The organism is [Micrococcus luteus] ATCC 49442 (assembly GCF_010367585.1).
GTDB lineage: Bacteria > Actinomycetota > Actinomycetes > Actinomycetales > Micrococcaceae > Arthrobacter > Arthrobacter luteus_A.
The window spans coordinates 2,786,985-2,802,051 of the sequence record NZ_JAAAXP010000001.1; the positions used below are offsets into that span (position 1 = coordinate 2,786,985).

At 66.2% G+C, this 15,067-nt stretch carries 14 protein-coding genes; 3 read left to right on the top strand and 11 right to left on the bottom strand.

Going from position 1 to position 15,067, the window contains the following annotated elements; genetic code table 11:
• Nucleotides 1-5: 5 nt before the first annotated feature.
• The 11 genes from GUV69_RS12680 to GUV69_RS12730 form a co-directional block, all read right to left on the bottom strand.
• Nucleotides 6-1,889: an IucA/IucC family protein gene (locus GUV69_RS12680; protein WP_431197108.1), complete on the bottom strand. Its 1,884-nt coding sequence runs from the start codon at nucleotides 1,887-1,889 to the stop codon at nucleotides 6-8.
• Nucleotides 1,886-2,476, bottom strand: a complete 591-nt coding sequence (locus GUV69_RS12685; RefSeq protein WP_164202853.1) for a GNAT family N-acetyltransferase — start codon at nucleotides 2,474-2,476, stop codon at nucleotides 1,886-1,888. Before GUV69_RS12685 ends, GUV69_RS12680 begins: the two co-directional genes overlap by 4 nt.
• On the bottom strand, nucleotides 2,473-3,885 hold the full coding sequence (locus tag GUV69_RS12690) for a lysine N(6)-hydroxylase/L-ornithine N(5)-oxygenase family protein (protein ID WP_164202856.1): 1,413 nt from the start codon (nucleotides 3,883-3,885) through the stop codon (nucleotides 2,473-2,475). Before GUV69_RS12690 ends, GUV69_RS12685 begins: the two co-directional genes overlap by 4 nt.
• Nucleotides 3,882-5,492 (bottom strand): pyridoxal phosphate-dependent decarboxylase family protein, encoded by a 1,611-nt coding sequence (locus GUV69_RS12695; protein ID WP_431197109.1) that lies wholly within the window; start codon nucleotides 5,490-5,492, stop codon nucleotides 3,882-3,884. Before GUV69_RS12695 ends, GUV69_RS12690 begins: the two co-directional genes overlap by 4 nt.
• Nucleotides 5,493-5,697: 205 nt before the next feature.
• Nucleotides 5,698-6,027: a GNAT family N-acetyltransferase gene (locus tag GUV69_RS12700; protein WP_164202858.1), complete on the bottom strand. Its 330-nt coding sequence runs from the start codon at nucleotides 6,025-6,027 to the stop codon at nucleotides 5,698-5,700.
• The gene (locus GUV69_RS12705; RefSeq protein ID WP_164202860.1) at nucleotides 6,024-7,370 is read right to left on the bottom strand and encodes an acyltransferase family protein; all 1,347 of its coding nucleotides are present in this window, start codon (nucleotides 7,368-7,370) and stop codon (nucleotides 6,024-6,026) included. Before GUV69_RS12705 ends, GUV69_RS12700 begins: the two co-directional genes overlap by 4 nt.
• Before the next feature lie 85 nt (nucleotides 7,371-7,455).
• Nucleotides 7,456-7,863, bottom strand: coding sequence for a DUF1304 domain-containing protein (locus tag GUV69_RS12710; RefSeq protein WP_164202862.1), 408 nt, complete (start codon nucleotides 7,861-7,863; stop codon nucleotides 7,456-7,458).
• 53 nt (nucleotides 7,864-7,916) lie between these two features.
• The gene (locus GUV69_RS12715) at nucleotides 7,917-8,768 is read right to left on the bottom strand and encodes a class II fructose-bisphosphate aldolase (RefSeq protein ID WP_164202864.1); all 852 of its coding nucleotides are present in this window, start codon (nucleotides 8,766-8,768) and stop codon (nucleotides 7,917-7,919) included.
• On the bottom strand, nucleotides 8,768-10,234 hold the full coding sequence (locus GUV69_RS12720; RefSeq protein WP_164202866.1) for a GntP family transporter: 1,467 nt from the start codon (nucleotides 10,232-10,234) through the stop codon (nucleotides 8,768-8,770). Before GUV69_RS12720 ends, GUV69_RS12715 begins: the two co-directional genes overlap by 1 nt.
• 185 nt (nucleotides 10,235-10,419) lie before the next feature.
• Nucleotides 10,420-11,319 (bottom strand): NAD(P)-dependent oxidoreductase, encoded by a 900-nt coding sequence (locus GUV69_RS12725; protein ID WP_164202868.1) that lies wholly within the window; start codon nucleotides 11,317-11,319, stop codon nucleotides 10,420-10,422.
• A gap of 27 nt (nucleotides 11,320-11,346) precedes the next feature.
• Nucleotides 11,347-12,840, bottom strand: coding sequence for a four-carbon acid sugar kinase family protein (locus GUV69_RS12730; protein WP_164202870.1), 1,494 nt, complete (start codon nucleotides 12,838-12,840; stop codon nucleotides 11,347-11,349).
• A 143-nt stretch (nucleotides 12,841-12,983) separates the two neighbouring features.
• Between GUV69_RS12730 and GUV69_RS12735 the strand changes: the two genes are divergently transcribed.
• From GUV69_RS12735 to GUV69_RS12745, 3 genes are all read left to right on the top strand, one after another.
• Nucleotides 12,984-13,688: a FadR/GntR family transcriptional regulator gene (locus tag GUV69_RS12735; RefSeq protein ID WP_164202871.1), complete on the top strand. Its 705-nt coding sequence runs from the start codon at nucleotides 12,984-12,986 to the stop codon at nucleotides 13,686-13,688.
• A 90-nt stretch (nucleotides 13,689-13,778) separates the two neighbouring features.
• On the top strand, nucleotides 13,779-13,997 hold the full coding sequence (locus GUV69_RS12740; protein WP_164202873.1) for a dodecin: 219 nt from the start codon (nucleotides 13,779-13,781) through the stop codon (nucleotides 13,995-13,997).
• A gap of 190 nt (nucleotides 13,998-14,187) precedes the next feature.
• Nucleotides 14,188-15,009 (top strand): aldo/keto reductase, encoded by an 822-nt coding sequence (locus tag GUV69_RS12745; RefSeq protein WP_164202875.1) that lies wholly within the window; start codon nucleotides 14,188-14,190, stop codon nucleotides 15,007-15,009.
• The last annotated feature ends 58 nt before the right edge of the window (nucleotides 15,010-15,067 follow it).

The following is a 15,067-nucleotide window of genomic DNA, read 5'->3' on the forward strand; positions in this document are numbered from 1 at the left end:
CGACGTCAGGCGAACCGCGCGAGCGGGTTTGCCAGCCGCCCGGCCATTTGCAGCCCGCCCGAGGGGTCCGTCAGGTCCAGCATTTGCTGGTTGTTCCGCAGCTGCAGCCGGTTGAGGCACGAGAGTTCGAAGTCCGGCGCGAACAGGTCATGGCGGGCAAACTGGCCGGCCAGTTCGGGGTGCTTTGCCTGGTACTCGCGGATGGCCGCGGCCGCGGTGCCCCAGAACTCGTCTTCGCCGGCCTTTCCGTCCTCCACCAGCAGCGCGCCGAGGAACCGGAAGATGCAGTCAAAGACGTCGGTGAAGATGGCCAGGACCTTCTCGCCGTCGGGGATATCCGCCCTGATCCGGGCAACCTCCGGCGGCAGGTCCAGCCTGTCCCCCATCACCACGATTTCCTCGGCGATGTCCTTCATGATGGCCTGGACCGGCACGCCGTCTTCCAGCACCAGGATCACGTTTTCGCCGTGCGGCATAAAGGCGAGTTCGTACTTGTAGAGGCAGTGCACCAGCGGGACCAGATAGGCCTCGAAATAGCGGCGCAGCCACTGAACGGGTTCCAGCCCGGACCGCTCCATCAGAGCGGACACCATGGGCTTGCCGGCGGCATCAACGTGCAGCAGCGAGGCCATGGTAGCCAGCTGCCGGCCTTCCGCCACCAGCGGCAGCGGGCTTTCCCGCCACAATGCGGACAGCATCTTCCGGTAGGGCGAACCCTTGGCGGACGCGGCCTCGTAATATCCGTTGTGATACCCAATCGCGGCGATTTCGCTGATCATGGCCAAACCGCGCTGCTGCAGGGCATTATCGGACAGGATCAGGGCCTGCAGCCAGTCGTTGATGGCGGGTGTGGCTTTCATGTACTGCGGCGAGAGTCCCCGCATAAAGCCCATGTTGAGGACGGACATGGCGGTTTTGACGTAGCTCTTGGCAGGCGTGCTGGTGTTGAAGAACGTGCGGATGGACTGCTGGGCCTGGTAGCTGTCCGCTCCCGTGCCCAACGGGATGATGTGCTGCTGCGCGATTTCAGCCGCGAACGTCACGGTCAGCTTGTTTTCCCACTGCCAGGGGTGCACGGGCATCAGGAAATATTCATCGGGGTCCACGCTGTGGGCCCTGAGCTCCGCGTCAAAAGAAACCAGGGCCGGAACACCGAGCTCGGCCTCCAGGTGGGCGCGGTAGTTGAGCCCGGCACTGGCGGTGAACACCGCCCTGCTGCGGTGCACCCCGATCCATTCCAGGCGGACAGGCTCACCGGTCTCCGGAGCAAAGGCCCGGTAGTCGCTGATGCCGAAGCCCAGCCTGCCGTTGTTCGCCACAAAGCACGGATGGCCTTCCGTCATGCTGCGCTCGATGGCCTGGAAGTCAGCGGCAACATCCGCGCCGCCGGTCACTCCTGCTGCGAGTTCCTGCGCCGACGGCTGCCCCATCCACTGCTTGTAGGCATGGCCTGCCAGGGTGCTGCTGATCTCCTCCAGATACACCGGCAGCATGTCCTCGCGGATCCCCAGGGTGTCGCGGAATTCGGTGATAAAAAGCAAGGCGTCCGGAGCCGCATCCTCGCCGCTGCGCGTGCATCGGATGGAGGCGGCGTCTACTGACCAGTGTTCCAGTTCCAGGACGCGGGCGGTGAACGAGTACGCGGTGCTGCCGTCGTCGCTGCGGACCACGTAGGCGGCTGGCCCGGCCAGGTGGTCCGGGCCCGGACCAGCGCCTGTGCCCAGGCGCTGCGGCTCCAGGATCCGCTCGTGCAGGAATTCGGCGAGCGCCTTGCGGACAAGGTGGCGGTTGGCTGCGGCCCAGCGTTCCGGTGAGAGGTGGGGAACAGTGTTGCCGGTGCTGCCGGTGTTGACGGAGCCGGCGCTGGCGGGAATCTCAAGGGTGGTCACAGTGCGGCTCCATGGTGGACGGCGTGGGAAAGCTGGCGGGTAAGGACTGAACGGTGATGCAGCGCCGCGCGGGCTGCGTGATAGTCAGTGCGCGTGCAGAAACTGAGCAGCGCTTCCTTATCCGGCAGGGTGATGATCCCTGCCGGCTGGAAGCCCAGCCGTTCGTTGAGCACGTGGATCCTGGTGTTCCTGGCATCCGGTTCCACCACCACGCGCTCCACGCCCGGATCGAGGAACAGCCGTTCCAGGACCGCGTCCATCACCTCGGCCGTGTACCCGGGTTTAGGCGCTCCCGACGGCGGGGCCACCAGCAGGTGCATGCCGATATCACCGTGCTGCACCGCGTAGGCCGCGGCAAGCGGGGACGCGGACGGCAGGTACTCCTCCATCAGGAAGGCGGGGACGCCGCCGTCGAGCCCAAAGACAGCATGGTGATGCCCGGTTGCCTGGATCTTTGAGTACTCCTCCACAACCTCTTCAACGGTGGCGGCCTGCATGCCCCAGAAGGCGGCATAGGGCCGGGTCACCCAGCTGTGGAGGAGGGGTGCGTCGGCCACGGCATCAACACAGCGGAAAGTGAAGTTCATGCCGGCACCTCCGCTTTCCGGGTGAATGCCTCTGACGCGGCCGGGGAAGCAGCGGCTGGCGGGGCAGCATCCGGGCTGCCTGCCGGCGGTCCGAACTGCTGGAACGCGATGCTGCGCTCCACCGGGTAGACCTCCCGGCCGGTGATCTCGCGCAGGATGCACGAGTTGCGGTAGGCCGCCATGCCCAGGTCCGGGGTGACAAACCCGTGCGTGTGAAGCTCGGCGTTCTGGACGAAGATTTCGCCGGGTTCGACGCCCGTGCTGTAGTTGCGGGCCACGGCGAACCTGCCGGCGGAGTCCCGGGCGATGCGCTCCTGGATCCCGGCAAGAAACCCCGGCTCGCGGTAGGTGTAGCCGGTGGCCAGCACCACTGCTTCGCTGTCGAGGGTGTAGTCGGCGCCCTGTTCCTCATGCCGCAGCTGCAGGGTGTGGGACCCCGCAGTGTCATTCCAGGAGCCGCCTGTCAGCGACGAATGCGTCAGGAGCCGGGTGTCCACCATGCCGGAGAGGCTCTTGGTGTAGAGGAGGTCGTAGATGGCATCGATGAGCTCGGAGTTGATGCCCTTGTAAAGGTTCTTCTGGCTCTTGATGAGGCCGTCCCGCTGGTCCTGCGGCAGCCCGTGGAAGTAGTCCACATACTCGGGCGAGGTCATTTCCAGCGTGAGCTTGGTGTACTCGAGCGGGAAGAAACGGCCCGAGCGCGTGACCCAGTTCAGCTGGTACCCGCAGGCGTCGATGTCCTGCAGGAGCTCGTAGTAGATTTCCGCGGCGCTCTGGCCGCTGCCCACGATGGTGATGCTCCGCCTGGCCTGCAGCTCACTCTTCCTCGACAGGTAGTCGGCGTTGTGGAGGACCAGTCCCCCGCCGCCGCTGGCAGCGGCCCCGACGATGCCGTCACAGGCCGCCGGAACGTATGGCGCGGTTCCGGTGCCCAGCACGAGGCGCCGCGCCAGCAGCACCTCCGGCCCGTCCGGACCTTCGGCGGAAAGGCGGTAGACCCCGGCGTCGTACGTCACATCCAGCACGGCCGTGCTAAAACGCACGGACCGCAGCTGCCCGGCCACCCACTGGCAGTACTGGTTGTACTCGGCCCGCAGCGGATAAAAGTTCTCGCGGATATAGAAGCGGTAGAGCCGCCCCGTCTGCTTGAGGAAGTTCAAGAATGAATATGGCGACGTGGGATCGGCGAGGGTTACCAGGTCGGCCATAAACGGCACCTGCAGGTGGGCCGGTTCCAGCATCATGCCGGGGTGCCAGTCGAAGTGCTCCCGCTGTTCCAGGAAGATGCCGTCCAGCCCGTCCACGGGCTCGCTGAGCGCGGCGAGCCCGAGGTTGAAGGGCCCGACGCCGATCCCCGCGAAGTCGTAAATGCGCGGTTCAGTGGGGGTAACCAAGCCAGGGGTGCTCATGCGGACACCTCGCTGGTGCCGGCGCTTGTGCGGGCCAGCAGGCCGGCCCCGGTCCGGCGCAGCAGTTCGATGATCTCCCTGATGTCCTCCAGGGTTGCCTCGGCGTTGAGGAGCGTGAACTTCAGGTAGTGGCGGCCGTTCACCGTGGTGCCTGCCACCACGGCCTTCCCTGAAGCGAAGACGGCGGCGCGGATGGCCGGGTTAAGGGTGTCGGCCTCGTCGTCGGAAAGTTGGGCCCCGCCCGCTGCCGGCCGGTACCGGAACACCAGCGTGCTTAGCTGGGGTTCGGCGGCGAGCTCGAAGTCGTCGTCGGTTGCCAGCACGGATCCCACCCGGGCGGCGAGGTCGATCGCCTCGTCAAACAGGGCCCCGAGGGCCTCCGCGCCCATGATGCGCAGTGTCAGCCACAGCTTGAGCGCATCGAAGCGGCGGGTGGTCTGGATGCTTTTGTCCACCTGGTTGGGAATCTCGGCCAGGGCGGCGCTTTCCGGGTTCAGGTAGTCCGCGTAGTAGGTGACGTGCCGCAGCATGGCGCGGTCCCGGACCAGCAGGGCGCTGGAGCTGACGGGCTGGAAGAAAGTCTTATGGAAGTCCACGGTGACGGAATCGGCCAGGCGTGTGCCGTCCAGCAGGTGGCGGTAGCGGTTCGACACCATGAGCCCGCCGCCGTACGCGGCATCTATGTGGAACCAGGCGCCATAGGCACGGGCCAGGGCGGCGAGTTCGGCGAGCGGGTCCACCGCGCCGAAGTCGGTGGTCCCGGCGGTGGCCACAACAGCCATCGGCACCAGGCCGGCGTCCTGCGCTTCGGCCATCGCCTCGGCGAGCGCGGAGGGGTCCATCCGGTGGTCCGGGGCGCAGGGCACGGAGGTGACGGCGTCGAAGCCCAGGCCCAGCATGGAGGCCGATTTCTGGATGCTGAAGTGGCTGTCCGCTGAGGTGAAAATGCGCAGCTTCTCAAGGAGGGACGGCAGCCGGAGCCGCGCATTTCCGGGCAGGTGCCGGAGGCCGGCAACCGCGTGGTTACGGGCGATCAGCAGGGCCTGCAGGTTGGACTGGCTGCCGCCGGAGGTAAACACGCCGTCGGCTGCAGCCCCCAGCTGCAGCCGCTCGGCGGTCCAGTCGATGAGGCGGCGTTCGATCATGGTGGCGCCGGCACTCTGGTCCCACGTGTCCATCGAGGAGTTCACAGCGGAGAGGATGGCTTCACCCACCAGCGCGGGGATCACCACCGGGCAGTTCAGGTGGGCGGCGTACTTGGCGTCGTGGAAGTAGACGGCGTCGCGGAGGTAGACGGACTCGAGTTCTTCCAGGGCGGCGGCGGTGTCCGGCAGCGGCCGATCAAGGTCCACAGCGCCGATGCGTGCCTTCATGTCGGCAGGTCCGACGCCGGTGAACGGCTGGGTGGTCCGGTCCAGTTTGGTGGCGACGACGTTGACGCCCTGCAGCACCTGCGCCACGTAGCGGGTGGAGTTTCTGGAATTGAACAGATGATTGGAGGCCGCGAGGGCGAGCTCGACGCGGGAGCCGAAGTCCTGCCCGGGCAGGGCTCCGGCCACCGGGTCGTCATCTACTTCCATCTCATCAACAGGGGGCAGCAAGGGCACGTTGGTCATCCTTAGTTCGACATGGGGGCTGTCAGTAGCAAGGTAAGACTTACTTAGGTGACCCTTATAGTCAAACTTTAGTGACCTATTTATCCGGAACCGCAGAAATACGCGTATTTTTGGGCGTGGAAGCGTGTCATTGACTGGCCCGCACGGGGAATCAGGTGCAGAATGCCCCGCGCAGGGATGGTCTCAGCAGCGTGATCTAGTCCTCGGGCCAGTCGATGTGCTGCTCGTAGCCTTCGTGCTGGCGGAGGTAGCCGGCGATGAACGGGCAGTGCGGAATGATCCGTTTCCCTGATGCCACAACGTCGTCCAGGGCGAAGTGGGCAAGGACCTTTCCCAGCCCCTGGCCCTTGAATTCCTCGGCGGTCTCGGTGTGGCTGAAATCCACGTGCCCGGGCCGGTCATCAAAAAAGGACTGGACGGCGATCTTCCCGCCCACCTTCAGCTCGTAGACGTGCTTCTCATCATTCCGGGCCAGCGAAACATCGGGGCTGAACTTATCCTCTGTGGAAACCATGTTCTCAGTCATGGTTCGACATTGGCACTACTCGGCCCCGCTGGCAATGGCCCGCCTACCCCTCCCTGACGCTTAGGGGACGGGTTGGCGGTGACCCGCTCGGGCATTCTGCCCAGCAGCAGGACGGCCAGCGCAAAGCAGGCCGCGCCGCCTCCGAGCAGTCCCAGCGTCAGTCCGTTGAAGGCGGCGTCCGCCACCGGGATGAAGACGACGACGGCGGCCGTCACCACCGCAGCGGCGGGCCTGCCGCGGGTGTGGACAGACGCCGTCGGACGTTCCTCAAGGCGCCCGAACGCGGCCAGCACGGGCAGGAGCAGGGCGATCACCCCCAGAAGAACCAGTGGCCGCGCCCACCACCATGCCGCGGTTCCGGCCGCAGGCTTGGGGAAGTCGGTGAGGAGCAGGAGCCCGGACATGGCGGCGAGCAGCGGCAGGTGCCACAGGTACACGGTCATGGAACGCCGCCCGGCCACCATCACCATCGCCCGGACCCAGCGCAGGCCGGCAACCCAGCCCAGCTCCGGCCGGAAAAGCTGGAGCGCGGCTGCCTGCGATATGCCCAGGAGGAGCAGGGTCAGGTTGGGCGGGTTAAGGTTCACCAGCATGTTTCCGGAATAGAGCCCGAGGCCGGTGACCACTCCGAGCAGGAGGTTGGCTGCGATGATCAGTCCCAGCAGGCCGGAGCGCGTGAGCCTCGCGAAGTGGCCGTCTGCTACGAGGAAGCCCACCTGTTGGACGGCGCACCAGAGGAACACCAGGTTGGCGTAGGCGAGCAGCGGCAGGGCCCCGCGGAAGCAGTCGACGGCAACCACCAGGGCGGCCAGGGCGGTGAAGGTCAGCCAGGGTGCGCGGTGATGGAAGCGGGCCAGCAGCGGGATGTTCAGCTGGGCAGACAGGTACGCGGCGAGGAACCACAGCGGCATACCTGCGCCGGTGGCCAGCAGCTGAATCACCTGCGGGTCCACACCCGTGAGGAGGGCAGCCCACAGCCCCAGGAACATGGCCGCGAGGAGCGCGGCCGCCGGCCGGACCAGCCTCAGCAGCCGGGCCTGGGCAAACTCGAAGCCGGTGCCGCCGTCCGCAGTGAGCCGCCGCCAGGATTGCAGGCCGGTGGTGCCGCCGGTGACGAAAAACAGCGGCATCACCATAAAAATCCAGATAACCGGCTCAAACCAGGGCTGGTCCCCCAGCGTGTTCGCCGAGGTTACGGTACCGTCGGGGTGCAGGACAGGGCTGACCATCATGCAATGGCTGACCACCACCAGTGCCAGGCAGATAAACCGGACAAGGTCGATGACCAGGTCACGCTCCCTGGCCGGCGTATCTTCCGGCGCGGACTCCCTCACATCACTCATGCGCGGCCCCTACAAACGGCGGATGATGTTGTTGACTCAATTGTCCGCCCCGGGCCCTGAGTCGGCCAGAAATTCGCGGCCCGGCTCAGCCCGCCGTCACCGCCAGTACGCCCAGTACGACGGCGAGCAACGGCGTTGTACCTTGCAGGACCGCAGGGCGGAGGTACTTCCGCCCGCTCAGCGCGAGCACCGCGGCTGCCAGCAGCATGGAGCCGCAGCAGCTGAAGATCAAGGTCCATCCCGCCACGTGCAGGGGCGAACCGCTGGCCCCTGCCGCCACGAGGCCGGCCCCGATAAACGCGCCGATGGCCAGGAACAGGTTGTAGAAGCCCTGGTTGTAGGCGAGGGGCTTGGTGGTCTCGGCATCGGCCTGGGACGCAAGGCCGAACCGTTTCCAGGTGGCTGGCCGGGTCCAGGTGAAGGACTCCATGGTGAAGATGTAGACGTGCAGCGCCGCGGCGAGGAAGGCAAAAAGGAGGGAGGCCAGGATCATGTGCTGATCCTAGCCTCCCGCCCCTGCGCTGGCTCCGTGGGAGGAGCCGGCACTCAGCGCGTCAGCATCCCCAGCGCCGCCCCGGCGAATTCCCTGGCTGACGTGTTCCAGTGGCCCAGCAATCCCTGGAGATTTTCCCCATCGGTCCGGTGCGCCGGCAACTGCTCCTGGAGCGTGGACAGGACGCCGGTGCGAAGCTCGGTATTGAAGTTCACCTTGCCCACGTTCATGGCGGCGGCCTTCACCAGCTCGTCCGCCGGAATGCCGGACGCGCCGTGGAGCACCAGCGGGATGTGCGTCCGGACGGCGATGTCCTGGAGCACGTCCCAGCGCAGCTGCGGCTCGCCCTTGTATTTGCCGTGCACGTTGCCCACGGCGACAGCCAGCAGTTCGGCGCCCGTCCGGGCCACGAACTCTTCCACCTGGGCGGAATCAGTCAGGCCCGCAACGGCCACGCCGTCGGAGTCCGCACTGAAGGCCCGGTCCTCGTCGCCGGCCAGCCCGCCGAGTTCCGCTTCAAGTACGACGTCGGCACCCAGCAACGCACGCGCCTGGCGGACCAGCGCAATGTTGTCCTCAAACGGCAAGGAGGAACCGTCGGCGAGGACGGAATCCGCCCCCGCGGCGACGGCGTCGACCATCACTTTCAGGTCCGAGGCGTGGTCCAGCTGGACGGCCACCGGAACGGACGCGGCATCTGCCAGGCCGCGGAGCGCGGCAATCAGCCGCAGGCCATTGGATGTGGCGGCCGTTTTGGGGGCCACCAGCAGGATGACGCCCCGGCCGGCTTCCTCGGCGGCGCCCACGACTGCCAGGGCGGTGGTGAAGTCGTAGCAGGTGAAGGCGGGAACAGCCGAACCCTGCTGCAGGGCTGTGGTGACCAGGTGGTCGAGTCGGGTGCGCATCAGACGCTCAGGCCTCCCACCAGGATCCAGGCGACGTAGGTCAGGAGGAAGCCCGCCACGCCCAACACGGTGGTGAGGACGGTCCAAGTCTTGAGGCCGTCCGAGACGGTGAGGCCGTAGTAGCGCACCACGGTCCAGAAGCCGGCGTCGGTCACGTGGGACAGGCCCAGTGAGCCGAAGCCGATGGCGATCACGATCACGGCGATCTGTGCAGGCGAGTAGCCGCCTTCCATCACGGCGGAGGTCAGCAGGCCGGTGGTGGTGACGATGGCGACGGTGGCCGAGCCCTGGGCGGCGCGCAGTGCCAGGGAGATGACGAAGCCGAGCACAATGACGGGCAGGCCCAGGTGGTCCAGGGTCTGGGACAGGGCTGCGCCGATGCCGGAGGTGCGCAGGACCTCACCGAACACACCACCGGCGGCCACCACCATCAGGATGGAGGCGATGGGAGGCAGCGCGCCTTCGAAGATCTCGCCGGTTTCCTTGAGCGACCAGTTGCGGCGGACGGCCAGCAGGAAGAAGGACAGTGCCACGGCCACCAGGAGCGCGAAGAACGGGTTGCCGATGAACGCAGCCAGGCCGTACCAGGAGTTGTCCTTGGGGATGGTGAGCGTGCCCAGGGTGCCGATGAGGATCTGCACGATGGGTGCGGCGATGAGGAAGATGATCAGGGCCGGACGCGGCGGGGCGATGCCTGCGGCGCCGGGGCCCACGTGGCCAACCTTGACCAGGGAATCGGAACCGTATTCGTCCACCTGGGCCTTGACGCCGGGGAGGAGTTCGTATTCCTTGCGGTTCATGATGCTGGCCACCCAGTAGGAGAGGAAACCGAGCGGGACACAGATCAGCAGGGAGATCAGGGTGATGAGGCCGATGTCGGCGCCGAACACACCCGCGCCGGCCACAATGCCCGGGTGCGGCGGAACGGCGACGTGGATGGAGAGCATAATGCCGGCCATGGGCAGGCCGAACTTCACCGGGTGCACGTTGGCGATCTTCGCGAAGGCGTAGACGATCGGGACGAGCACAATAACGCCCACCTCGAAGAACACGGGGATGGCCACCAGGAAACCGACGGCGGTGAGGGCCACCGCGACGCGCTTGGCGCCGAGCTTCTCCGTGAAGTGGGCGGCCAGCGACTGGACGCCGCCGGAAACCTCGATCATCCGGCCCAGGACAGCGCCGAGCGCGATCAGCAGCGCGACCTTGCCCATGGTCCCGCCCACGCCGGTGGCGACGACGGTGAAGACGTCCTTCAGCGGGATCTGGGACGCCACGGCCACGGCAATGCTCACCGTCAGAAGCGCCACAAAGGCCTGGATCTTGAAGCGGATGATCATCACCAGCAGGACGGCGATTCCGAGGGCCGCGATGGTGAGCAGCAGCGGAGTACCCAGCTCCACTGCGGGTTTGATGGCTGGGGCGTCGGCGGCCCGCACCATCAGCGAGTTCATCAGGGGGTTCATTGCGGGTGTCTCCTTTGACAAGCCAGTCTTCCAGAAGACGGGCTGACGGGCGCTAAATATTTCTGCTTGGGAACAGTGCTTTGGGACTGCGGGAATTGCGGGAGGTACGACGACGGCGGAACGGGGGAACGCCGTCGTCGTACGTTCTTGGGGGTGCTTGAGGCGGGCTGCTTTGGGCGGTGCGCTTAGGCGGTGCGCTTGGTGGGGGCGACAACCTTGATGACGGCGGAATCGTCCGCCGCGGCGAGGCCCTGGGCCTGGCCGAGGAGGTAGAGCTGTTCGGCGGCGGCGGCAACGGGGGCTGCCAGACCGGCGGCGCGGGTGGCCTTGCCCACGATGCCCATGTCCTTCACGAAGATGTCCAGGCGCGACAGGACCTCTGCACCCTCCTCGGTGTAGGCCTCGAGGATGCGCGGGCCGCGGTTGGAAAGCATAAACGAACCTGCGGCACCGGCTTCGAGGGCAGCGAGGGTCTTGGCCTGGTCCAGGCCGAGCGCGTCGGCGAGGGCCATGGCCTCGGCCGCGGCGGCGATGTGGACGCCGCAGAGGAGCTGGTTGACGGTCTTGAGGGCCTGGCCGTCGCCGGGCTTGTCGCCCACCACTGTCAGGGTGGAGGCCAGGAGCTCCAGCGCCGGGTTTGCCTTTTCGCGGGCTTCGGGGCTGGCTCCGACGACGATCAGCAGGTCACCTTCGCCGGCGCGCTTGGGGCCTCCGGACAGCGGGGCGTCCACGAGTTCCACGCCGAATTCGGCAAGCTTGGCCACTGTGGCGGGGATGGCTTCGGTGCCCACGGTGCTGCCGAGGATCACAACGGCGCCCGGCTCAAGCACGGAGGCCACGCCGTTCTCGCCGAAGAGGACGTCGTTGAGCTGTTCGCCGTTGCGGACGGCGAGCAGGAGGGCGTCGGCGCCCTTGGCCGCTTCGCGGGCCGTGGCGAAGGTGGCGATGCCGGCTTCTTCGGCGAGCTTCAGGCGCGGTTCGGCGATATCGAAGCCGTGGACGGTCAGCTGGGACGCGAGGCGGGTGGCCATGGGCAGGCCCATAGCGCCAAGGCCCAGGACGGTGACGGTGTAGTTGCTGGTCATGAGGTTCTCCTTTGAATGCTGCGCTGGCTAGAAAGTGTTGCTGAGCTTGCGGGTGACGTCGGCGAGCGACTGGTCGTCGCCCACGTTGCCGGCGAAGACGATGTACGGGATGCCCTTGGCGGGGCCGTCCACCGGCTCCCAGAGCGAGACGATGCCCGGCAGCATGGGGCCGCGGACAATGGCGTGGCGGATTTCCAGGCCGTGGGCGGCAACGTCCGAGGACGTGATGCCGCCCTTGGCGATGACGAACCGCGGCGGGAAGGTCTTCAGGGTCCGGTTCACGACGGCGACGACGGCGGCGGACACCGTGCGCGCGATCCGCAGGCTTTCGGCGGCGTCGTCTGTCCTGATGAGCAGGCGGCTGGTGTGGACGATGACGTCTCCGCCGCGGAGGGCCTCCACAACGTTTTCCACCGTCTGGTTCAGGTAGGCGTCCGCGGCTGTTTCGGTTTCGGCAGCAAGCAGTTTCTCGACGTCGATCTCCACAATCCGAGCCGCGCTGTGCTGCTCGGTCAGGGCCTTGAGCTGGCGGGTGGTGACACCAACGTGCGAGCCGACCACAATGAGGCCGCCTGCCTCGGAGGGTGTGTTGCCGGCGTAGGCCTCGGCGCCGCTGAGTTCGGCCCGGATCTCCTGGCCGATCCGGGCGCGTCCGAACGGCGGGCCTACGCGGTAGAGGAGCTTCTTGCCGCGGCGTTCGGCTTCTTCGAGGCCCAGGGAGAGGGCGCGGAGGTCGTTTTCGGTGACGATGTCGGCCACGATCGGTGTGGAGTCCGTGGCCGGTTCGATGGCGTCGGCGATGGCCTTGGCGGTGATCTGCGGATCAGTGGAGGCGCGGATGATGTTCAGGTCCAGGACGATCACGGACTCGGCGGCGAAGCGGCCTTTGGACTTCTCTTCGACGTACTTGGCCAGCTCGGAGTTGGCGTAGCCAAAGCTGGCGTCCTTAGCGAATTCGGTCTCCGCGGCAGGCGTGAGCTTGCCTGCGTCGTCACCGGTTCCGCGGGTGTAGTGCACCCCGCCGATGGTCACCCGGCCGGCGTCGGGGAATGCCGGAACCATCACAACACCGTCGGTCGCTTCGCCGCTGACCTCGGCCACGGTGGCGGCGATGACATCAGGTTCGAGCGGGTAGTGGCCGCGGAGGGTGGAGTCGCTGCGGCTCACGAAGCCAAGGCGGAGGCCGGAAGTTGTGCTGTCAACGGAACCGGCGGCGGCGAGCGCGTTGCGGACCACTTCCTCGTTGCGGGCGGCAGCTTCGGCGGGGTCCAGGCTTCGGGTGTTGGTCAGCACGTAGACGGCCGGCTTGGACTGGCCGAAGGCCCACGCGAAGTCCTCGACTTCCCAGCGGGTGAGCACGGGCAGATCTGCCACGGACTGCGTGCCGGTTGGGTCGTCGTCGAGCACTACCAGCATGCGGGGAGCCTCCGCACTGGAGGCGGCGACGGCGTCGGCCACAAGACGGGCGGGAATCCGGACTTCGGCAGGGAAAGCGGCCAGGAGGTCTGCTTCAAGCGTCACTGTGCACTCCGTTGTGAGAAATCTATAAGTGTTGAGGTATCTGTAAGATGTCTGACATCTAACATTTCAAATAGTGTGGCACAGGACATACGAACGCGCAAGTAGACTTGTCAGACATATTTAGCGAGGGCGCAGGGGGAAATATGGCTCGGAAATCATTGGTCGGCGTTGTTGCCGATGAACTGCTGGACCGCATCATCGCCGGGGACTTTCCGCCGGGTTCCAGCGTGCCCGGCGAGCTGGAGCTGAGTGCCAAGCACGAGGTAAGCCGGATGACCGTGCGCGAGGCCATGAAAACCCTGGAGGCGCAGCGGATCCTGAGTGTGGAACGCGGCCGCGGCACTTTTGTGAATCCACTGAACCGCTGGGCCTCGCTCGAAGCCGTGCTGCGCGCCGCCTCGGAGGGACAGAACGAAGCCTCGGCCTCAGTGCAACTGATCGAGCTCCGCCGCATGCTGGAGACGGGTGCGTGTGAACTCGCCGCCACCCGGATCAGCGACGCCGACATCCAGGGCCTGTTCGGCTATGTGGGCGCGATGCGTACAGCCCATGAAGTCAATGACCTGGCAGCGTTTGTCGAGGCCGATCTCGCCTTCCACGACCTGATCCTGCGGGCTTCGGAGAATGTTTTTGTGGCCGTCCTCTTCGAGCCGCTGCACCGCGTCCTGGAAAAGCGCCGCGCGGAAACATCTGCCGTGCCCACCATCCAGGAGCACGCGATCGGCCACCATCAGAACATTGCCGAGGCCCTGGAGTCGCGCAATCCGGCCAAGGCCAGGGAAGCCATGGATTCCCATATGCAGCAGACCCTGGACGACCTCAAAACCCTGGTGCTCGGAACGCCGTAGCTCCGCCGGCTCTGGCCACGCCCGGAATTCGCCACTAGTGTTCAAGGACGGCCCGCAACCGGGAATCGACGGCGATCACGAGGAGCGAAGTTGTCCAATCACACGTACAGCATTACTGAAATTGTCGGCACGTCTGAAGAGGGCGTCGACGCCGCAGTCCGCAACGGCATCGCCGAAGCCAGTAAGACCCTGCGCAACCTTGACTGGTTCGAAGTGAAGGAAATCCGCGGCCATCTCGAAGACGGCAAGATCGCGGACTGGCAGGTGCGGGTCAAGCTGGGTTTCCGGCACGAAAGCTCAGGCTCCTAGTCCCCGACAATGACGGTTTTCACGGATGGCCGCGCCGCAAAGGCGCGGCCATCCGTGTCTGTTCACTGGCCGCAACATTGCTGTCGCGCGCGGAAAATGCATAGGCTCATACAAGCAGCTTGCCAGAAAACGGTTTCCGCCGCCGCAGATCGCGCCGGGAACTACCCGTTGCAGTAACAAAGGAGTCCCTATGACTGACATCTCGCTGAACAACGGCGTCTCCATCCCCCAGCTCGGCTTTGGTGTTTTCCAGGTCCCGCCGGAAGATACGCAGCGGATTGTCGAGGACGCGCTGGAGGCCGGCTACCGCCACATCGATACCGCGGCCGCGTACCGGAACGAGGCAGGCGTGGGAGCAGCCATCGCAGCATCCGGACTCCCCCGCGAGGAACTCTTTATCACCACCAAGCTCCGCAACGGCGACCAGGGCCGGGCCCGGGATGCATTCCAGGACAGCCTCACGGCCCTGAAGCTTGATTTCCTTGACCTGTACCTCATCCACTGGCCGGTCCCCTCGCAGGGGCTCTTTGTCCAAGCCTGGAAGGAGATGGAGCACCTGTACGCCGGCGAGCAGCTCCGCGCGATCGGCGTCTCCAACTTCCTGTCCGAGCATCTGGACACGCTGCTCGAAGCATCCGATGTGGTTCCCGCGGTGAACCAGATCGAGCTGCACCCCAGCTACCAGCAGGCCGAACTGGCCGCGAAAAGCCGTGCGCTTGGCATCGCCGTGGAGGCGTACAGCCCGCTGGGCCAGGGAGGCGACCTGAACGGAAACGCCGTCACCGCCGTCGCGCAGGCCCACCACGCCACCACCGCGCAGGTTGTCCTTGCCTGGCATCTGGCCGCCGGAACCATCGTCATCCCCAAGTCTGCTGACTCTGCACGCATGCGCGAGAACTTCGCAGCGACATCGTTGGGACTTTCCGACGACGAACTCGCCTCGATCACCGCCCTCGAGCGGGGTGCGCGCATCGGTTCCGATCCCGCCGTCGCCGCTTTCTCGCAGCTCTAGACCCGTTCGCGGCGGGCCCGCCTGACACCAGGCAGGCCCGCCCCCAGCCCGAGGAGCC